Source organism: Shinella curvata, assembly GCF_022899935.1.
In the GTDB taxonomy this organism is placed as follows: Bacteria; Pseudomonadota; Alphaproteobacteria; order Rhizobiales; family Rhizobiaceae; genus Shinella; species Shinella curvata.
The window spans coordinates 258,215-278,137 of the sequence record NZ_JALJCJ010000005.1 but is presented as its reverse complement, the minus strand read 5'-3'; the positions used below and the strand labels follow the sequence as shown (position 1 = coordinate 278,137).

18 protein-coding genes and 1 other RNA gene are annotated in these 19,923 nt (G+C 63.2%); 8 read left to right on the top strand and 11 right to left on the bottom strand.

Features of this window, described 5'->3' with window-relative positions:
- Positions 1-68 precede the first annotated feature (68 nt).
- Complete coding sequence (locus tag MUU55_RS19355) at positions 69-1,712, top strand: FAD-binding dehydrogenase (RefSeq protein ID WP_244762409.1); 1,644 nt, start codon at positions 69-71, stop codon at positions 1,710-1,712.
- A gap of 19 nt (positions 1,713-1,731) precedes the next feature.
- Here the strand turns inward: MUU55_RS19355 and MUU55_RS19350 are convergent, their stop codons facing one another.
- Entirely contained in the window at positions 1,732-2,691 is a 960-nt protein-coding gene (locus tag MUU55_RS19350) for a Bug family tripartite tricarboxylate transporter substrate binding protein (RefSeq protein ID WP_280519044.1), read from the bottom strand.
- 110 nt (positions 2,692-2,801) lie between these two features.
- Positions 2,802-4,628, bottom strand: coding sequence for an ABC transporter transmembrane domain-containing protein (locus tag MUU55_RS19345; RefSeq protein ID WP_244762407.1), 1,827 nt, complete (start codon positions 4,626-4,628; stop codon positions 2,802-2,804).
- 190 nt (positions 4,629-4,818) lie between these two features.
- Here MUU55_RS19345 and rpmE point away from each other — a divergent pair, with 190 nt between their 5' ends.
- Positions 4,819-5,040 (top strand): 50S ribosomal protein L31, encoded by a 222-nt coding sequence (rpmE, locus tag MUU55_RS19340; protein WP_117370525.1) that lies wholly within the window; start codon positions 4,819-4,821, stop codon positions 5,038-5,040.
- Positions 5,041-5,171: 131 nt separating this feature from the next.
- Here the strand turns inward: rpmE and rcdA are convergent, their stop codons facing one another.
- The 3 genes from rcdA to MUU55_RS19325 form a co-directional block, all read right to left on the bottom strand.
- A complete protein-coding gene (gene rcdA, locus MUU55_RS19335; protein ID WP_244762406.1) occupies positions 5,172-5,690 on the bottom strand; it encodes a protease adaptor protein RcdA in 519 nt (172 codons plus the stop codon).
- A 430-nt stretch (positions 5,691-6,120) separates the two neighbouring features.
- A complete protein-coding gene (locus MUU55_RS19330) occupies positions 6,121-6,309 on the bottom strand; it encodes a DUF1192 domain-containing protein (protein WP_244762405.1) in 189 nt (62 codons plus the stop codon).
- On the bottom strand, positions 6,306-7,586 hold the full coding sequence (locus tag MUU55_RS19325; protein ID WP_244762404.1) for an MFS transporter: 1,281 nt from the start codon (positions 7,584-7,586) through the stop codon (positions 6,306-6,308). Before MUU55_RS19325 ends, MUU55_RS19330 begins: the two co-directional genes overlap by 4 nt.
- Before the next feature lie 152 nt (positions 7,587-7,738).
- Here MUU55_RS19325 and MUU55_RS19320 point away from each other — a divergent pair, with 152 nt between their 5' ends.
- Positions 7,739-7,894, top strand: coding sequence for a hypothetical protein (locus tag MUU55_RS19320; RefSeq protein WP_244762403.1), 156 nt, complete (start codon positions 7,739-7,741; stop codon positions 7,892-7,894).
- A gap of 377 nt (positions 7,895-8,271) precedes the next feature.
- Here the strand turns inward: MUU55_RS19320 and MUU55_RS19315 are convergent, their stop codons facing one another.
- The 4 genes from MUU55_RS19315 to MUU55_RS19300 all read right to left on the bottom strand — a co-directional run bounded on the left by MUU55_RS19315 (position 8,272) and on the right by MUU55_RS19300 (position 12,862).
- A complete protein-coding gene (locus MUU55_RS19315; RefSeq protein WP_244762402.1) occupies positions 8,272-9,471 on the bottom strand; it encodes a phosphoglycerate kinase in 1,200 nt (399 codons plus the stop codon).
- 76 nt (positions 9,472-9,547) lie between these two features.
- Positions 9,548-10,549, bottom strand: coding sequence for a type I glyceraldehyde-3-phosphate dehydrogenase (gene gap / locus MUU55_RS19310; protein ID WP_244762401.1), 1,002 nt, complete (start codon positions 10,547-10,549; stop codon positions 9,548-9,550).
- A gap of 85 nt (positions 10,550-10,634) precedes the next feature.
- The gene (gene tkt, locus MUU55_RS19305) at positions 10,635-12,617 is read right to left on the bottom strand and encodes a transketolase (RefSeq protein WP_244762400.1); all 1,983 of its coding nucleotides are present in this window, start codon (positions 12,615-12,617) and stop codon (positions 10,635-10,637) included.
- On the bottom strand, positions 12,614-12,862 hold the full coding sequence (locus MUU55_RS19300; RefSeq protein WP_244762399.1) for a hypothetical protein: 249 nt from the start codon (positions 12,860-12,862) through the stop codon (positions 12,614-12,616). The genes tkt and MUU55_RS19300 overlap by 4 nt, the downstream gene beginning before the upstream one ends.
- 84 nt (positions 12,863-12,946) lie before the next feature.
- On the opposite strand from MUU55_RS19300, the gene MUU55_RS19295 reads away from it, so the two are divergent.
- The 4 genes from MUU55_RS19295 to MUU55_RS19280 all read left to right on the top strand — a co-directional run bounded on the left by MUU55_RS19295 (position 12,947) and on the right by MUU55_RS19280 (position 17,250).
- On the top strand, positions 12,947-13,219 hold the full coding sequence (locus tag MUU55_RS19295) for a DUF4164 domain-containing protein (protein ID WP_244762398.1): 273 nt from the start codon (positions 12,947-12,949) through the stop codon (positions 13,217-13,219).
- Between the two features lie 18 nt (positions 13,220-13,237).
- Positions 13,238-13,609, top strand: a complete 372-nt coding sequence (locus tag MUU55_RS19290; protein ID WP_244762397.1) for a cell division protein ZapA — start codon at positions 13,238-13,240, stop codon at positions 13,607-13,609.
- Between the two features lie 98 nt (positions 13,610-13,707).
- Positions 13,708-13,866: non-coding RNA, 6S RNA (ssrS, locus tag MUU55_RS19285), on the top strand.
- 261 nt (positions 13,867-14,127) lie between these two features.
- On the top strand, positions 14,128-17,250 hold the full coding sequence (locus MUU55_RS19280) for a putative Ig domain-containing protein (RefSeq protein WP_244762396.1): 3,123 nt from the start codon (positions 14,128-14,130) through the stop codon (positions 17,248-17,250).
- A 174-nt stretch (positions 17,251-17,424) separates the two neighbouring features.
- Here MUU55_RS19280 and tal read toward each other — a convergent pair whose 3' ends face one another.
- The gene (gene tal / locus MUU55_RS19275) at positions 17,425-18,387 is read right to left on the bottom strand and encodes a transaldolase (RefSeq protein WP_244762395.1); all 963 of its coding nucleotides are present in this window, start codon (positions 18,385-18,387) and stop codon (positions 17,425-17,427) included.
- Between the two features lie 288 nt (positions 18,388-18,675).
- On the opposite strand from tal, the gene MUU55_RS19270 reads away from it, so the two are divergent.
- A complete protein-coding gene (locus MUU55_RS19270; RefSeq protein ID WP_244762394.1) occupies positions 18,676-19,662 on the top strand; it encodes a sugar-binding transcriptional regulator in 987 nt (328 codons plus the stop codon).
- A 6-nt stretch (positions 19,663-19,668) separates the two neighbouring features.
- On the opposite strand, the gene MUU55_RS19265 is transcribed toward MUU55_RS19270, so the two are convergent.
- Positions 19,669-19,890: a helix-turn-helix domain-containing protein gene (locus MUU55_RS19265; RefSeq protein WP_244762393.1), complete on the bottom strand. Its 222-nt coding sequence runs from the start codon at positions 19,888-19,890 to the stop codon at positions 19,669-19,671.
- Between the last annotated feature and the right edge of the window lie 33 nt (positions 19,891-19,923).

The following is a 19,923-nucleotide window of genomic DNA, read 5'->3' as shown; positions in this document are numbered from 1 at the left end:
TTTCTCCATCTATTGATCTGACGTGAACGTCAGCGTAAGTTTTGCAACTTGCGACGGGAGGCGTTGGGATGGATTGCGATCTTCTTGTCATCGGCGCGGGTCTTGCCGGCCTCGTCGCAGCGACGGAGGCGGCCGGGCGCGGGCTCAGGGTGATCGTGCTCGACCAGGAGGGAGAGCAGAGCCTGGGCGGGCAGGCCTTCTGGTCGCTGGGTGGTCTGTTCTTCATCGATAGTCCCGAGCAGCGCCGCATGCGCATCCGTGACAGCCTCGCATTGGCGCGGCAGGACTGGATGGGCTCTGCCGGTTTCGACCGGCCGGAGGACCATTGGCCGCGTTATTGGGCAGAGGCCTATCTCGACTTTGCCAGCGGTGAGAAGCAGGCCTGGCTGCATGCAATGGGTATGCGCTGGTTTCCCGTCGTTGGCTGGGCGGAGCGGGGCGGTGGGCTGGCGACGGGGCATGGCAATTCCGTGCCGCGCTTCCATGTGACATGGGGCACCGGCCCCGGTGTGCTGGCGCCGTTTTTGCGGCGTGCCGAGCAGCTTCGGGCCGAAAACGCGATTGCCTTCCGTTTCCGCCATCGTGTCGATGGGGTGATCGTCGAGAATGGTGTGGTTGTCGGTGCCCATGGCGCGGTGCTGGCGCCGGATCATGCGGCGCGCGGTCGATCGACGTCGCGGGAGATCGTCGGCGATTTCCGGTTTCGCGCGGGTGCAGTTCTGGTGTCGTCGGGCGGCATTGGCGGCAATCAGGACCTGGTGCGTGAAAGCTGGCCGCGCGACCGCCTCGGCGAACCGCCCGCTTTCATGGTGAGCGGCGTGCCCGCCCATGTCGACGGACGCATGCTGGGCATCGCGCAACGAGCTGGCGGTTCGGTCATCAATGGCGACCGCATGTGGCACTACACCGAGGGCCTGCGGAACTGGGATCCGATCTGGCCGGGTCACGGCATCCGGATCCTGCCCGGCCCGTCGTCGCTCTGGCTCGATGCCCACGGCCGCCGCTTTCCCGCGCCGGCCATGCCGGGTTTCGATACGCTGGCGACACTGAAAGCCATTCGCGCGAGCGGCCACGACCACAGCTGGTTCATCCTGACGCGGGCGATCATCAAGAAGGAATTCGCGCTGTCCGGATCCGAGCAGAACCCGGACCTGACGGGCAAGGACATCCCGCTCTTGCTGAGGCGGCTCGGCAAGAACCCGCCCGGCCCGGTGCAGGCTTTCATGGACAAGGGGGCGGATTTCGTCGTTCGCGACACGCTCGACGATCTCGTCGCGGCCATGAATGGGCTGACCGATGCGCCCCTGCTCAATGCGGAGCGCGTGCGTGCCGAGGTGGAGGCGCGCGACCGCGAGATCGACAATCCGTTCTCGAAGGATGCGCAGGTCACGGCCATCCACGGCGCGCGCAACTATCTCGGCGACAAGCTGATGCGCACGGCGCGGCCGCACCGCCTGCTCGATCCCAAGTCCGGGCCGCTGATCGCGGTGCGCCTCAACATCCTCACGCGCAAGACACTCGGTGGCCTCCAGACGGATCCGTCTGGGCGGGTGCTGGAACTGTCAGGCAAGCCGGTGCCGGGCCTCTATGCGGCCGGCGAGGCCGCCGGCTTCGGTGGCGGCGGCCTGCATGGCTACAATGCGCTGGAGGGCACATTCCTCGGTGGCTGCCTGTTTTCCGGGCGCATTGCGGGCAGGGCAATCGGCGCCTGAGGCGCCGGCCTGACGCTGATCAATCCATCTGGATTTTTGCACCCTCGACGACGGGTTTCCATTTGGCGAGTTCTGCCGTCACGTGTTTGCCGAGTTCTTCCGACGTTGAGCCGACGATGGTGGCGCTGAATTCCTTCATGCGCTCCATCACTGCAGGATCCTTCAGGGCGGTGTTGGCGGCTTCATTGAGTTTATCGACAACCTCCTTCGGCGTGCCGGCCGGCGCGAAGAGCGCGTTCCACGTATAGGTCTCGTAGCCGGGAATGCCGGATTCGGCGATCGTCGGCACATCCGGGAAGGACGCGGCGCGTTCCTTGGTGGTGACGGCAAGCGCGCGCAGCGTGCCGGCCTTGATGTGGCCGGAGGAGGAGGGCAGGTTGTCGAACATGATCGGGATCTGGTTGCCAATCACGTCGTTGAGTGCCGGGCCGGAGCCCTTGTAGGGCACATGCTGCATGCTGACGCCGGCCATCGACTTGAAGAGTTCGCCGGAGAGGTGCAGCGGCGTGCCATTGCCGGACGAGGCATAGCTGTAGCCTTCCGGATCGGCCTTCAGCAAGGCGAGCAGCTCCTCGACACTTTTGGCGGGCAGCTCGGGATTGACCACCAGCACGTTCGGCACGATCACCAGCAGCGAAACCGGCGCAAAATCCTTTTCCGCATCATAGGGCTTCGTCTTCAGGATGAGCGGGTTGAGCGCATGGGTGGCGACGGTCGCCATCAGGATCGTGTAGCCGTCCGGTTCCGCCCGCGCCACGCGATCTGCGCCCAGGCTGCCGCCGGCCCCGCCGACATTCTCGACGATGATCTGCTGGCCGATATTCTCCGACATCTTCTGCGCGATGATGCGGGCCACCACATCCGTCGAGCCGCCGGCCGCGAAGGGCACAACGAGCGTGATGGTGCGGTCGGGAAACTGCTGGGCGCTGGCGGACGTGCCCAGCGTCAGCGCTGCAAGCGCTGTAGCGCCGAGCGCCATCAGGGTCCGGCGGGTGATCGTCGAAAATGCCACGGTGGTCTCCTCCCAGAGTGACGTTGGTTACGACACTCAGGATAGGGCGCTACCTCCTCATGACAAGGGCGAACCCGTCAGCCCGCAGCCCGGTTTTCACCGAGGAAAGCCTGGCCGCCATGGTCGAACTGCAGCCGGGCGAGGCGGGCATAGAGACCGCCCTGCTGGATCAGCGACTGGTGAGTGCCTTCCTCAACGATCCGCCCAGCTTCCATGACAAGGATACGGTCTGCCTTCAGCACGGTCGCAAGCCGGTGGGCGATGACGATCGTCGTGCGTTTGCCCATCTGGCCATCCAGCGCCGTCTGCACCAGCGTTTCGCTCTCGGCATCGAGGGCCGAGGTCGCCTCGTCGAGCAGCAGCAGCGGCGCATCCTTGAGGATGGCGCGTGCGATGGCGATGCGCTGGCGCTGGCCGCCGGAGAGCGTCACGCCACGCTCGCCGACCATGGTGTCATAGCCCTTGTCGAGGCGCGCGATGAATTCTTCCGCCTGCGCGGCGCGGGCGGCGGCGCGGATCGCCTCGTCGCTGACACCAGCCATGCCGAAGGCGATGTTGTCGCGGATCGTCGCGGCGAAGATGGTGACATCCTGCGGCACCAGCGCGATGCGGCGGCGAAGCTCTTCAGGATCCGTGGTGCGCAGATCGACGCCATCGAGCCGCACGGTGCCGGCATCGGGATCGTAGAAGCGCTCGACCAGCGACAGGATCGTGCTCTTGCCGGCACCCGACGGGCCGACGACAGCGACCGTTTCTCCCTGCTTCACGGCAAAGGACAGGCCGTTGATGCTGCGATAGCCGGGGCGGGCGGGATAGGAGAAGTGCACATCCTCGAAGGTCAGCTCGCCGCGCGACGGTACGGGTAATGCGACCGGATTGGCAGGGGGGGGGGCGATGGCGGGCTTTTCGGCCAGTAGCTCGGTGAGGCGTTCGGCGGCACCGGCGGCCTGCGAGAGTTCGCCCCAGACCTCGGAGAGCGCACCGAGGCTGCCGGCGGCAAAGACGGCATAGAGCAGGAACTGGCCGAGCGTTCCGGCTGAGATCGTGCCCGACAGCACGTCCTGCGCGCCGAACCAGAGCACGGCGACGACCGAACCGAAGATCATGGCGATGGCGAAACCGGTCAGCAGCGAGCGGGCGCGAATGGCGGAGCGCGCGGCCTCATAGGCGCTTTCGACTGCGCCGAAGAAGCGGGCGCGGGCGGCCTCTTCCGCATTGAAGGCCTGAAGCGTGCGTGTGGCGCCGATCGCCTCGCCGGCATAGGCGGACGCCGCCGCGAGCGTATCCTGCGCCTCGCGCGAGCGACGGCGCACGGAGCGGCCGAAGGCGACGAGCGGAAAGACGATGATCGGGATGGCACCGATGACGAGGCTGGAGAGCTTGGGGCTGGTATAGACCATCATGACGATGGCGCCGAGACACAGGATAAGGTTGCGCAGCGCCACGGAGGCGGTGGCGCCGACGGCGGACTTGATCTGCGTCGTATCGGCCGTCAGCCGCGAGACGATCTCGCCGGATTGGTTGACGTCGAAGAACGCCGGCGACAACCGCGTCACATGGGCGAAGACCTCGCGCCTGATATCCGCGACGATGCGCTCGCCGAGCGTGATGACGAAGTAGTAGCGCATGGCGCTCGCCAGCGCGAGCAGGCCGGCCAACACGAAGAGCATGGTGAAATAGGTGTTGATGAAGCCGGCATCGGCACCGGAGAAGCCGTGGTCGATCATGCGGCGCACGGCGATAGGCAGAACGAGCGTTGTGACGGCGGCCATGATGAGCGCCACGAGCGCGCCGCAGACGAGACCTCGATAGCGGCTTACATAGGGAGTGAGCTTGCCGAGCGGGCGAATGGTCCTGCGTGCGGGCTTTTCCTGCGCGGCTTGTTCTCTGTCTGTGGACACCATACCCCCGTTTCCAGCGCCTTGCGGCACGATTTGTCTTTCGGCTCTTGTTATCCAGACGGCCTTCATGTATAGGCTCGCCATCGAATTGGGAAGCCGCAGGTCCGACCGGCCGCGGCTTCATTTACGTCTTTGGCCTCGCTGCCGCAATGCGTTGCGACAAATGGCCCCCGGAACAAGCAGGAAGAGTGTCATGAAGGCTGATATCCATCCCGACTACCACGTCATCAAGGTCGTCATGACCGACGGCACCGAGTACGAAACCCGCTCGACCTGGGGTTCGGAAGGCGCAACGATGAACCTCGAAATCGATCCGAAGTCGCACCCGGCCTGGACCGGCGGCAACCAGCAGATGCTGGACCGTGGCGGCCGCGTTTCGAAGTTCAAGAAGCGCTTCGAAGGCCTCGGCCTCTAATCTGCCTTTCGCAGACAGTTTTGAAGAACCCGGCTTCGGCCGGGTTTTTTATTGCCTTGATTTCCCTTGAGAGCAGATAACAAAAAACCCGGCCGGAGCCGGGTTGGTGTCGTCATGGTCCTGCGTGCCGTTCAGTTGTTGCCAAAGGCGGTCTGCAGCAGGTTGATCTGGGCCTGGACGCTGTTCTGATTGTCGGGCGCAAATGTCTGGACGTCCTGCGGGCGATAGATTTCGCGGTCGAGCAAGGCGATGCGGTTCTGCAGGCGCAGCGACCGTTCGATGAGGTCGCGGAAGGCTTCCGGCAGGTCGTTCCAGCCGGGCGCGGTCTTGTCGACGTTGAAGCTGTCGAGGCGGACCTTGTTCTTTTCCGACAGCACCTGATCGCGGCTCATTTCGCCATTGTTGACAGCGCGCTGCAGGAGAAGCCAGGAGGCCATCTGCATCAGGCGGGTGGTGAGGCGCATCGATTCTGCTGCGTAAAGCACCGAGGCCATGCGCGGCAGGACCTTGGAAGCCTGGCGGCCGACGCCATCGAGATAGCTCGCGGTCTCCTCAACGAGACCCATGCCCTCAGCGTACAGGGCCTTGAATTGCGCCGACGACGCAACGTGGCCAGCGAAGCTGACGGTATTCAATCCTCTTTCGGACATGGTTTGATCCCTGTTGAACGCGCGACTTGCAGGTAACGGAGGGTCGGCTCATTCGGTTCCAGCCGCCTTCTATGTCTTGAGGATGATCCCATAACCTAATTCGCGCAAGGGCATTCTTAATAAAGGGTTAATCTCCACAATTCTTTCGGGACAGTGCACAGGAGGATGGGGGCGCAAATAAAAAAAGAGCCGCGGAAAGCGGCTCTCAAGGTAAAACAGGGAGAAAAATCAGACCGATACCCCGGAGGGAGAAAATGTCTGAATCCGGAAGGACCGGATAGGCAAGTAATAACGTGTAAGGCTTAATGGCCGGTTAACTCTATTGTCGTTTCGCCGGCTCCTGTGTTTTTTTGGCAAGGCTGCGACAATAGGCGCTGGTTGTTTTCGCATTATCCGACGCCGAAGCGATTCCGCTTCGGCTGGAAATGCCCTAGCGGAATAGGCTTTCCGCAGCCGAGCGGCTGGCGCCCTTTTGTGCCTTCTCCGATTCGAGACGTGCGATTTCGGCCTTGAGGAGGTCGATTCGCGCGGAAAGCTCATCCACGGACAGCAGGGAGAGGTCGCTGCCGATGTCATGGACCGTCTTCTTCTGCGTGCGATCATCATCGAAAAGGCTCATGCGGTTTCCCCCTCCTGTTGCTCGTCGGCAGTGGCCTGTTGCTGGGGCAGGGCACGCGGAGAAAGCTGAAGGCTTTCCGGCGTCATCAGCGTGCCGGGGTTGATCGTCGTATAGGCATCGCGCATCTCGGCCGGCTTAGCGGCGCGGCGCTGACTGCGGAAGATCGCGTAGGCGGTGATCAGGATATGCGCCCAGCAGGTGACGAGGAACAGCGCATAGGGGCCGATAGCCGACATGATCGGGCCGCCGAGCGTGGGGCCGATGATCGTGCCGATGCCGTACAGGAGAAGCAGGCCGCCGGACACCTTCACGAAGTCCTCGGGACTTGCGAAGTCATTGGCATGCGACACGGCGATCGGGTAGAGGGCATTGGCCATCGCGCCATAGAGGGCGGTCAGCACCAGAAGCACGGTCACGTTAGCCGGCTGAAAGACGAAGAGGGCAAGGCCGGCGGCGGCGGCCACCGCCGAGAGCGCGGCAAGCACGATGCGCCGGTCGATGCGGTCGGACATGCGGCCGGCCGGCAGCTGCATGACGGCGCCGGCGAAGATCGCCACGCTCATCATGGTGGCAATCATGCTGGACGTAAGCCCCACCTGCGCGCCGAAGACGGCGCCGAGCGTTCCGAAGGCGCCGTTGGAAATGCCGATCAGCACGATGCCGACGCAGGCGATCGGCGAGGTGCGGAAGAGGGCGGGAATATCGAGGCGCACCTGCTTCAGCGGTTGCGGCGAGGCGGCCGTGGAGAGTGTGGTCGGCAGCATGGCGAAGCAGTAGAGGATGCCGGCGAACATGAACAGGATCGGTGTCGTCACATCGCCGAGCGCCACCGTCATCTGGCCACCGACGGTGCCGATCAGCGTGATGGCGATGTAAAGGGAAAAGATCAGGCCGCGGCTCTCGTTGGTGGCGCGTTCGTTCAGCCAGCTTTCGATGATCATCGATGTGCCGGCGATCGAAAAACCGGTGACGGCACGCAGCACGATCCACCAGATGGGATCGACGAGGATGCCGGTCAAAAGCGCGATGATGGCGATGAGCGAGGCGAAGCCCGAGAAGGCACGCACATGGCCGATGCGCTTGACGATAGCAGGCGCCAGTAGGCAGCCGAGCACGAAGCCCGACGCCCAGGACGTGCCGAGCAAGCCGAGCATCGTCGTCTCATAACCTTCGAAGGCGCCGCGCATGGGAAGCAGCAGGCCGTGCAGGCCATTCCCGAGGAACAGGAACAGCGTGCCCATGAGCAGCGCGAAGACGGATATGAGATTATTGCGCATGTGATTTCCGCAGGTTCGCCGATGCAATAGGAATAGCGCGCCGCACGACGATTGCCAGATGCAAAGGCGACATGGCGCAGGATTTTCACCCCTTGCGCTGATCGCTTGGAAAAATGTCCCGGGTGTGACAGGAAGGGCGAGGAAAGGCCATCATGTCGAAAATCCTCCCCGTCCTCCTGCTTGCCGTCATGCTGCTGCATCTGATCCGGCCCATTGGCCTGCCGGGACTGCGCCGGCGCGCGGATTTCTGGAAGATCGCTGTCGTCGCCATCGCGCTGATGATGCTGACGGTGCTGATACGGCCGTAGTGGAGGAACAACAACCTCCTCCGTCATGCTCGGGCTTGACCCGAGCATCCATCCACACGGTACGTCCTCGCTTGCGGCTGTGGATCCTCGGGTCAAGCCCGAGGATGACCTTGGAGAGGAGGCGGGCTGCTTACTGTCACCTCAAACGCAAAAGGGCCACCCGAAGGTGGCCCCCATGAGGTTTGGTCCGGTGCGGACCCGGGTCTTAGGACCCGAAGGAAGGCGGGGTCAGAACGAGGGCTGCCTCGTTTCATTCACCACAATTCCCATGCCCGAAGCCAAGACCGAAATCTCATTAGACATTGGATCACCTTCCTTTCCGTTGTTGACGTTACAGAGAATGTAGGCGATCCCGCGCCAAGCGCAAGGGGCGGCCGTTATTTCTGCTGATGCAGGATATCGACGCCCGGCAGCGGCTTGCCTTCCATCCATTCGAGGAACGCGCCGCCGGCGGTCGAGACATAGGTGAAATCGTCGGCGACACCGGCATGGTTGAGGGCCGCGACCGTATCGCCGCCACCGGCGACGGAGACGAGCTTGCCGGCTTTGGTCTGTTCGGCCGCATGCTTGGCAGCCGCGACCGTCGCGGTGTCGAAGGGGGCGATTTCGAAGGCGCCGAGCGGGCCGTTCCAGACGAGCGTCGAAGCGCGCGAAATCCAGGCATTCACGGCCTCGATGGTCTTCGGACCGACGTCGAGCATCATGGCGTCGGCCGGAATGGCGTTGACATCGACCACTTCGTTTTCGGCATTGGCCTTGAACTCACGGGCGACGACGCCGTCTTCCGGCAGCACGATGGCGCAGGTCGCGGTGGCGGCCTCGATCATGATCTGCTTGGCGGTGTCGGCGAGGTCATGTTCGCAGAGCGACTTTCCGACATTGGTGCCGCGGGCGGCAAGGAAGGTGTTCGCCATGCCGCCGCCGATGACCAGCGCGTCTACCTTTTTCACGAGGTTCATGAGCAGGTCGATCTTGGTGGAGACTTTTGCGCCGCCGACGATGGCGACGACCGGGCGGTTCGGATTGCCGAGGCCCTTTTCCAGCGCTTCGAGTTCCGCCTGCATGGTGCGGCCGGCATAGGCGGGCAGGAGATGGGCGAGGCCTTCGGTCGAGGCGTGTGCGCGGTGCGCGGCCGAGAAGGCGTCGTTGACATAGAGGTCGCCGTTTGCGGCGAGCGCTGCGGTGAAGTCCGGGTTGTTCTTCTCTTCGCCTTTGTGGAAGCGGGTGTTTTCGAGAAGCAGGATGCCGCCATTGTCGAGCGCGGCGATGGCGGCAGCGGCGGTATCGCCGATGCAATCGGCGGCGAAATGCACCTTCGTGCCGAGAACGTCGTTCACCGCGGGCAGAATCTGCTCCAGCGACATGTCGGCGACGACCTCACCCTTCGGGCGGCCGAAATGGGCGAGCAGGATGACCTTGGCGCCCTTCTTGGAGAGTTCCTGGATGGTCGGGGCGACGCGCTCGATGCGTGTCGCATCGGTGACCTTGCCGTCCTTGACGGGCACGTTGAGATCGACGCGGACGAGCACGCGCTTGCCGGCGATGTCGGTGAGATTGTCGAGGGTCTTGAAGGTCATGGCACGGCTCCTGAAAGTGTCGTCTGGTCAAGAAAAAACACCCGGACATCGCTGCCCGGGTGTTTCGTGTTGCTGCTTAGATCAGCTTGCCGAAGGCCACAGCCGTGTCGGACATGCGGTTCGAGAAGCCCCATTCGTTGTCGTACCAGGACAGGATGCGAACGAGGTTGCCGTCGAGAACCTTGGTCTGGTCGGCGGCGAAGTTCGACGAGTTGCTGTCGTGGTTGAAGTCGATCGAGACGAGCGGGCCCGTGACGTAGTCGAGGATGCCCTTGAGTTCGCCTTCCGCGGCTTCCTTGATGGCAGCGTTGACTTCTTCAGCCGTGACGTTGCGCGACGGTACGAACTTCAGGTCGACGACCGAGACGTTCGGGGTCGGCACGCGGATGGCCGAACCGTCGAGCTTGCCCTTGAGCTGCGGCAGCACGAGGCCGACGGCCTTTGCAGCACCCGTCGAGGTCGGGATCATGGAGAGCGCTGCCGCGCGGGCGCGGTAGAGGTCCTTGTGCATCGTGTCGAGCGTCGGCTGATCACCCGTGTAGGAGTGGATCGTCGTCATGTAGCCCTTCTCGATGCCGAAGGCCTTGTCGAGAATGTAGGCGACGGGCGCCAGGCAGTTCGTCGTGCACGATGCGTTCGAAATGACGCGGTCGTCCTTGGTCAGCGTGTTGTGGTTCACGCCATAGACGATGGTCTTATCGGCATTGTCGCACGGTGCGGAGACGATGACGCGCTTGGAGCCGTTGGCGAGATGCGCGCCGGCCTTTTCCTTCGTCGTGAACAGGCCGGTGCATTCCAGCGCGATGTCGACGTCGCCCCAGGGCAGTTCCTTCGGGTCGCGGATGGCGGTGACGCGGATCGGGCCGCGGCCGACGTCGATCGTGTCGCCGGAAACGGTGACGGTGCCCGGGAACTTGCCGTGGACGGAATCGTAGCGAACGAGATGCGCATTGGTCTCGACCGGGCCGAGGTCGTTGACGGCGACAACTTCGATGTCGGTGCGGCCGGATTCGACGATGGCGCGAAGCACGTTACGGCCGATGCGGCCAAAACCGTTGATGGCAACTTTCACAGTCATGTGGGGTCTCTCCCTATGGATAAACTGGGCCCTATGGATAAACTTTGGGCGGTGTGAGGCGCGGCCGGGGCCGCGCCGTCAGGCATTAACCGAGCTTTGCTTCCGCAGCGGCGACGACAGCCTCCGGCGTGATGCCGAAATGCTTGTAGAGTTCCTTGTACGGGCCGGAGGCGCCGAACGAGGACATGCCGACGAAGATGCCGTCCGAACCGATGAAGTGGTCCCAGCCCTGGCGGATGCCGGCTTCGACGGCGATCTTGACCGGCGAGTTGCCGATGACGGCCTTCTGGTAGGCTTCCGGCTGTTCGGCGAAGAGTTCGACGCAGGGTACGGAAACGACGCGGGTCGAGATGCCCTTGGCCGACAGCGCCTGCTGGGCCTTCACGGCGATTTCGATTTCCGAGCCGGAGGCGAAGATCGTGACCTTGGCGTCGCTGGCCGAAACCAGATCGTAGGCGCCGCGAGCCGAGAGGTTTTCTTCCTCGTATTCCAGGCGAACCGGCATCAGGTTCTGGCGGGTCAGCGCGATGGCCGACGGACGGTTGTGGCTTTCGAGCGCCAGCTGCCAGACTTCTGCGGTTTCCGTGGCGTCGGCCGGGCGGAAGACGAGCAGGTTCGGAATGGCGCGGAGCGCCGCCATGTGTTCGACCGGCTGGTGCGTCGGGCCGTCTTCACCAAGACCGATGGAATCGTGCGTCAGGACATGGATGACGCGGATACCCATCAGTGCGGCAAGGCGGATCGACGGACGGCAATAGTCCGAGAAGATCAGGAAGCCGCCGGAATAGGGGATCAGGCCGCCATGCAGTGCGATACCGTTCATGGCGGCGGCCATGCCGTGCTCGCGCACGCCGTAATGGACGTAACGGCCGGAGAAGTCCGTCGGGGTGATCGACTTGGTCTGGCTCGTCTTGGTGTTGTTCGAACCGGTCAGGTCGGCCGAGCCGCCGAGCGTTTCCAGGAGAACGCCGTTGATCACTTCAAGCGCGTCTTCCGAAGCCTTGCGGGTTGCCGGGTTCGGCTTGGTTTCGGCGAGCTTCTTCTTGTAGGTGGCGATGGCGGAGTCGAGGCTGCTTTCGAGATCGCCGGCGAAGCGGCGGACGAACTGCGCCTTCTTCTCGGCTTCCGTCTTCTCGAGACGGGCTTCCCATTCCTTGTGGGTCTTGGCGGAGCGAAGACCGGCCAGACGCCAGGCGTCGAGCACGTCGGAGGGAACGACGAAGGCTTCCGATTCCCAGTTCAGCGCCTTGCGGGTGGCGGCGATTTCTTCGGCACCGAGCGGCGAACCGTGCACCTTGTGCGTGCCGGCCTTGTTCGGGGCGCCGAAACCGATCGTCGTCTTGCAGGCGATCATGGTCGGCTTGTCGGACTTCTGGGCTTCCTCGATGGCAGCGGCGATCGCATCCGGATCATGGCCGTCGACGGCGATCGTATGCCACTGGCTGGCGCGGAAGCGGGCGTGCTGGTCGGTCGAGTCGGCAATCGAGATCGGGCCGTCGATCGAGATGTTGTTGTCGTCCCAGAAGACGATGAGCTTGTTCAGCTTCAGGTGCCCGGCAAGCGCGATGGCCTCCTGGCTGATGCCTTCCATGAGGCAGCCGTCACCCGCGATCACGTAGGTGAAGTGCTCCATGAGGTCGGCGCCGAACTCGTCGCGCAGCTTGCGTTCGGCAAGCGCCATGCCGACGGCATTGGCAATGCCCTGGCCGAGCGGACCGGTGGTCGTCTCGATGCCGGCGGCGTGGCCGTATTCCGGGTGGCCGGCGGTCTTGGCGCCGAGCTGGCGGAAATTCTTGATCTCGTCGATCGTGATGTCTTCGTAGCCCGTCAAATAGAGCAGCGAGTAGAGCAGCATCGAGCCGTGACCGGCCGACAGCACGAAACGGTCACGGTTCGGCCAGGACGGGGTCTTCGGATCGAAGGAAAGAAAGCGGGTGAAAAGAACCGTTGCGATATCTGCTGCGCCCATGGGCAGGCCGGGGTGACCGGAGTTCGCCTTTTCCACGGCATCCATGGAAAGGAAGCGAATTGCGTTCGCCATCCGGTCGTGTTTTTCGCGAGAGATCATGACTGTTCCGTCTTCTTCGGAGTGTTGGGCCCGGTGCCTTTCTGGGCATCGGTTAGGAAGCGGGAGACACATAGCAGGTGCATCGTCGGAGTCAACGAATTCGGCGGTTTTTCCGGCATTTGAGGGCCATTTCCGCCGCCTTTTTCAGCCTTTGCGAAAAGCTGCCGCAGGCGCTCATTGCAACCGGCCGAACGGCTGATCCACAGCGGGTTTATGGCGTCGTCGGCCGCGCTGTTGACGCTCATGCCCGCAGTTGAATACTGTCGAAGCGAGAGAACCGGCGCTGGCGGCGGCGATTCGCGTTTTTTGAGAGTGCCGGTGAAGGCTTTATGACCAACGGGGAAACAGTTCGGACAGCGATCGAGGAGCTTCGCAAGGCGCTCAGCAGTCTGGACAATGCGCTCGACATGCGCTTCGAGCGCGAGCGTGATCGCGGCGACGTGGAGAGTGAAGTGCGGCGTGTCAACACCGACCGCTCGCGGCTCGCCCAGGAGCTCGACCAATCCGAATTCCGCGCCAACCGGCTGGAGGAGGTCAACCGCGAGGTTTCCCGCCGTCTCGTCACGGCCATGGAAACGATCCGGGCCGTGCTCGACCGCTAATCAGCAGAAAGAATCCGCATGGCACAGGTAACCGTACAGATTGATGGCAAGGCCTATCGCATGGCCTGCGAAGAGGGGCAGGAGGCGCATCTCGAAGAGCTCGCCGCCGGCTTCGATCAATATGTCGGGCACCTGAAGAGCCAGTTCGGTGAGATCGGCGACCTGCGCCTGACCGTCATGGCCGGCATCATGGTCATGGACGAGCTGAACGATGTGAAGCGCCGGCTCGGCAAGCTCGAAAAGGAAGCCGAGGATCTGCGCAAGGGCCGCGAAGGCGTGATGGGCGAGGTTTCGCGCAGCGAGGAGGCGATCGCCCAGGCGCTCGGCGAGCTGACCAGCCAGATCCAGGGCATGGCGGCTAAACTCAACGGGAAGCCGCAGGCGAACTGATCCGGCGCATCTGCGGGCGCACGACCGTTCGCATATTTGCTGGACATGCTTCGACGATTGCCACTGGCGAAACGCCCGCTTTCATCCTATATCTCGGTTGCGATCTGCGCTTCCCGACAGGAACCACAATCCCTGGGGCCATACTCGATCCAAAGGGAGCTGTCCCTGACCAGGCCCGTGGGCTTGGACATATGGCGCCCACCTACGTTTGTAGGCACCCAGGATCGTAAATCTCCATCGGTCGCCGTGGATCGCACTTTTCCTGCTTCGTCTGTCGCGGCGGACCGCAAGCGCTCCGGCGCACCTTCCCATTTTCACGTCGATGCGGGCTGGGCGCGGCGATTTTTTGCGCGAACCGGCTGGCCACTCACGACTGGACTTTTCTCGAAAATCCGCGTTCCTTTCGTAAATGGGGAATAACGGGTCCTCAAGGCCCGTATAGCGTGTGGTTGAGGGACGATTTGCGCGCGGTGGCGGACGGTGATCCTGTCGCCGTGCCTGTCATGGGGGACGCGACAATGGCAATCACGAGCGGCACGATCAGCCGGGTCAATACCGGGGAAGCCTTCTCAAGGCAGTTTCCACAAATCACGGGACTTTCGGATGGCGGCTGGGTCGTCACCTGGGAATCCTATGCGCCGGGTGCGTCGAACCTCGACATTTCCCAGCAGGTCTACAATGCCGACGGCACGAAGCAGGGCGGCGAAACCAGGGTCAACACCTACACGGCGAGCGGCCAGTACGGGCCGCTGGTGACGGCGCTTTCCGATGGCGGTTGGGTCGTTTCCTGGTTCGGCGCCGGTGGCGTTCGGCAGCAGGCCTATCGTGCGGATGGTGCCGCCAGGGGTCCGGAAACCACGCTCGATACTTCGAGCCTGCGCGGTGCCCAGACCACGGCGCTTTCTGACGGCGGCTGGGTTGTCACCTGGGAGGGGCCTTCCGGGGGAACCTCGTCCGACTATGATGTCTACCAGCAGGCCTTCCGTGCCGATGGCACGGCGCAGGGCGGCAAGATCAGGGTGAACACGGCAGCGACCGGCGATCAGCTGGCGCCGCAGATCACGGCGCTTTCGGACGGCGGCTGGGTCGTCATGTGGTCGTCCGCAGATGGTTCGATCAACGCTGACCCGCTCGACACGGATGTCTACCAGCGGGCTTTCCATGCCGACGGCACGGCGCGCGGCGCGGCGGTGCGGGTCAATACCTATACGACGAGCTTCCAGGTCGGCACGCAGATCACGGCGCTTTCGGACGGCGGCTGGGTCGTGACCTGGATGTCGTCCGAACAGGACGCCGGTGAAGATGGCATCTACCAGCAGGTCTACAACGCCAACGGCAGCAGGCAGGGTGGCGAAGCCCAGGTCAATTCCCAATCCGTGGCGATCAGCCTGCCCGAGGTGGTGGCGCTGCCGGACGGTGGCTGGGTCGTGGCCTGGCTGGGATGGGAGGGCCTGCGGCAGCAAGCCTACCATGCCAACGGCACCAAGCAGGGCGCAGAGACCGGCATCAGCGCCACGGGCATCGACCCCCAGATCACGGTGCTTTCGGACGGCGGATGGGTGGTCACCTGGATCGACTTTTCGACAGAAGGAAACAGGTCCGACATCTACCAGCGGGCCTACAATGCCGACGGCACGGCAAACGGTGGCAAGATGCAGGTCAGTGCCGGCGGGTTGGACGACGACTATAGTCCTGAAATCACCGCGCTTTCGGACGGTGGCTGGGTGGTCACCTGGACAGTCTACGGAGCGCATGGCGAGGGCATCTATCAGCGAACCTTCTGGCTGAATGACGCACCGACCAGCAAGGACATTGCCCTGCAGACGGCGCAGGAGGCTAAACCCTTTTCTTTCAGCGTGCCCGCAGGCATCTTTGCCGATCCCGATGCACTTGACACGCTCACCTACAAGGCCACGCTTGCCGGCGGTGGCGCGTTGCCGGATTGGCTGCATTTCAACGCGGCCACGCGCACTTTCTCCGGCACACCGCAAAAAGGCGACGTCGGTGGGCTGTCCGTGCGCATCACCGCGACCGACAAGGGCGGTCTTTCCGTCAGCGAGGTCTTCACGCTGACGGTCAAGAACCTCAATGACGCGCCAGAACTTCCGGCAAATATCGCTGCCCGGACGTTCGAGAATGCGGCGGTTTCCATCGATGTGCTGTCCGCCGCCCATGACGATGACGGCGACAAACTCTCCATCCTCTCCGCATCCGTCCGGTCCGGTTTCGGCAGCGTTTCGATCCGGGCGGACGGCCGGCTGGTCTATGATCCTACAAAAGCGCCCAACCAGAACATCGCAGCCGACGAGACACGTACCGTGATCATCCGCTACACCGTTTCCGACGGTCATGGCGGCAAAACGACGGCTGACGTAACGGTGACGGTCAGGGGCATCGAACCTGACATCTTCAAGGGCACGCCCGGCAATGACAGCCTGAAGGGCAGCATTCATCGCGATATCCTCTACGGCTATGCCGGCACCGATCTGCTCAACGGCAGGACGGGCGCCGACCGGATGCTCGGCGGCAAGGGAAACGACACCTATTTCGTTGAAAATGCCGGGGATATTGTGGTCGAGGCGGCGGGAGAGGGCACGGATCTCGTCAGGTCTTCCCTCACCTACACACTTGGCGCGAATGTCGAAAATCTGAAGCTGACGGGGCTGGCAAAGATCAACGGCACGGGCAACGGCCTCGCAAATCTCATCAGCGGCAACGCCGCCGGAAACACGCTCGACGGCAGGGCAGGGGCCGACCGCATGTCGGGCGGCAAGGGCAACGACATCTATGTGGTCGACAATGCAAGGGACAAGGTCGTCGAATGGACGGGGGCCGGGACCGATCTCGTCAAGGCTTCGGTCAGCTATGCGCTTTCCGCCAATGTCGAGCATCTGACGCTCCTGGGAACGGCGACTTCCGGCACGGGCAACGGCCTTGCCAATGTCATCATCGGCAATGCCGCCGATAATGTGATCAATGGCAGGGCAGGAGCCGACCGCATGGTCGGCGGCACGGGCAACGATACCTATGGCGTCGACAATGCAAGGGACAAGGTCGTCGAAAAAGCCGGAGAGGGGACCGATCTCGTGAGGGCGTCGGTTTCATACGCCCTCTCGGCCAATGTCGAGAACCTGACGCTTTCAGGTTCTGCGCAGATCAACGGGACCGGCAATGGCCTCAACAACGTCATTGTCGGCAACCGTGCGGACAACACGCTGAACGGCAGGGGCGGCGTCGACACGCTGAAGGGCGGTGCCGGCGACGATACGCTGATCGGCGGCAACGGCGGTGGTCGGGACAAGCTTTACGGCGGGTCGGGCGCCGATACATTCGTCTTTCTGGCGGTGCAGGGGGCCAGCGTTGTCGCTGCCGGCAGCCGTGACGCCATCTACGATTTCTCGCGCAAGCAGGGCGACAAGATCGATCTTGACGGTATCGATGCCAATACGAGGACGCAGGCGGACGATGCCTTTACCTTCATCGAGACGGACGCGTTCCACAAGAAGGCGGGCGAACTTCGCTATGTGCTGAAGTCCGGGGACACAATCATCCTGGGCGACACCAACGGCGACGGCAAAGCCGACTTTGCCATCAGGCTCGATCTCAGCCTGGCGATGAAGGCGAGCGATTTCATTCTGTAGCGCGAACCTGAAGGGTGCGTTCCGGCTTTCGCGAGGTTTCGCTTTGGTGAATGGCGAGGCGGCGAGCTTGCACACTCGCGAGTCTCGTCGGAGTGTTGATTTGCTTTGGCTAAACCATGAAAGACAAAGGCCGCCCCGAGGGCGGCCTTCTTGTTTTCGGGGCTGTCGGTTGCCTTATGCGGCGGCCTTCAGTTCCTTGTCGATCATGGCGCGCAGGCTGCCGAGGTCCTTCGCGAAGGCGCGGATGCCTTCGGAGAGCTTTTCGGTGGCCATGGCATCTTCGTTCAGCATCCAGCGGAAGGCCTTTTCGTCGACCTTGACAGGCGCGACCTTGGAGAAGGTCTCCGGCGAGAGCTTGCGCTCCAGCGTACCCTCTGCCGCGTCGAGCTCTTCGAGCAGGGCCGGGCTGATGGTCAGGCGATCGCAGCCGGCCAGCGCTTCGATCTCGCCCGTGTTGCGGAACGAGGCGCCCATGACGATCGTGTTGATGCCGTTGGACTTGTAGTAGTCATAGATTGCGCGGACCGAGAGCACGCCCGGATCTTCTTCCGCCGAAAACGTCTTGCCGCTCGCCTTGACGTGCCAGTCGAGGATGCGGCCGACGAAGGGCGAGATGAGAAAGACGCCGGCATCGGCGCAAGCGATCGCCTGGGCCTTGTTGAAGAGCAGCGTCAGGTTGCAGTCGATGCCGTCCTTCTGCAGGACTTCCGCGGCGCGGATGCCTTCCCAGGTGGAGGCGAGCTTGATGAGGATGCGATCGCGGGCAATGCCACGCGCCTCATAGGCCTTGATGATCTCGCGGCCCTTGGCGATGGAGGCCTCGGTGTCGAAGGAGAGGTCGGCGTCGACTTCGGTCGAGACGCGGCCCGGCACCAGCTCGGAAAGCGCTGCGCCGACAGAAATCGCCAGGCGGTCGGCAACGGCCGAGACGACGCCTTCGCGGCTGCCGCCCTGCGACTGGCCCCAGCGGATGGCCTCGGTGACGGTATCGGCAAACATCGGCGTGCCGAGCGCCTTTAGAACGATGGTGGGGTTGGTGGTGCAATCGACCGGCTTCAGACGGCGCACGGCTTCGATGTCGCCGGTATCTGCCACGACGGTGGTCATGGCGCGGAGTTGTTCAAGCTTGGACGTCATATCCGAAATCCCGAATGGTTGTTGCGGGCCGGTTTCCCTTGGAAACGTCAAGCCCTCCTCCATGTTCCCTGTGAAAGCGCACCCGGCGACCGTGCTTCCTGTTTCAGCCGCCGTGTGCGCTGGCACAACCAATCTTCCGGCGGAGTTCCGCCAGCTGATCCGAGGCGACTATCATCGTTTCCGGGGACGAAAGTCAAGCACTTTTGCCAAATCTTCTGAACATATGTCGCATTTTTCATTCGCTGTGCTAAGCTGTGCGCAGAACGCTTGCAGACACAGGGAGGCGACGTGGCCAGGCTCCGGCGCGACACACATACGGCCTATTCGGAATCGACGGCTCTGAGGCTGAGAGCCGCGTGGCTCTACTACAATCAGGGTCTCACCCAGAAGGATGTGGCGGAGAAGATCGGCGTCAGTCGCACCACGGTCGTGCGCATGCTCGATGAGGCGCTGAAACGTTCCGAAGTGCAGATATGGATCAACGAAGGGGTCGGCGATTGCGTCGAACTCGCCGTGCGGCTGGAAAAAGCCTATGGCCTCGATGAGGCGGTCGTCGTGCCGGCCGCCGCAAGCGCGGAGGCCACGGCCAAGGGCGTCGGTCTGGCGCTTGGCCAGTTCCTCACGGAAGCCATTCCGGACGATTGCACGGTCGGTGTCGGCTGGGGGCGGACGCTGACGGCCTCGCTCGCCAGCTTTCGCCCGGCGCGGCGCGAGCGGGTGAAGGTGGTGTCGCTGCTCGGCGGGGTCGTCGAGGCGCACCACATCAATCCGATCGAATATACCTGGCGACTGGCGAGCCAGCTCGGGGCGGAGTGTTATCTCTTTCTCGCGCCGCTGCTTGTCGATTCCCGCGAGACCAAGCGCAGCCTCATCGAGAAATGCGGTCTGAGGACCCTGTTCGATCTGGCGGAAAACATGGATATCGCCGTGGTGAGCTGTGGTGATATCGGGCCGCGAGCGAGTTCGCTCTCCCGTGATTTCATCGCCCGGCACGAGCTGGACGAACTGATCGCGGCGGGCTGCGTCTGCGATACGATGTGCAATTTTCTCGATGCCGAAGGCCACACGATCGACCATCCGATCCGCCACCGCGTCATGTCGATCGACCTGGATACGGTCAAGAAGGCGCGTCACATCGTGCTGGTCTCGGGGGGCGCGCACCGGGCGCCGGCCATCCGCGCCACGATCCGCCGTATCGGCTGCAACACGCTGATCACCGACGAGGGGGCGGCAACGGCGATGCTGCGGCTGGCGGAGGCCTCTGCCGCGGCGTGATCACCTTCATAGCAGATTGAGACGGACGGCGCGGGTGACGGCGCCCGTCACGTTGCGCGCGCCCAATTTGTCGATTGCACCGCGCATGGCTTCCGCGACACGCGGCATCGTCAGGTCGGTTTCGAGCACGATCTCGGACGGCGTCCTGCCATGGGCGGCGAGGAAAAGACACCGTCTTTCAAGTTCGGTCAGTTCAGGCGGAGGGGAAAGATCATTTTCCGAAGACATGCCCCCCGCTTAGGGGCTCGGTCGGCCGTGGCA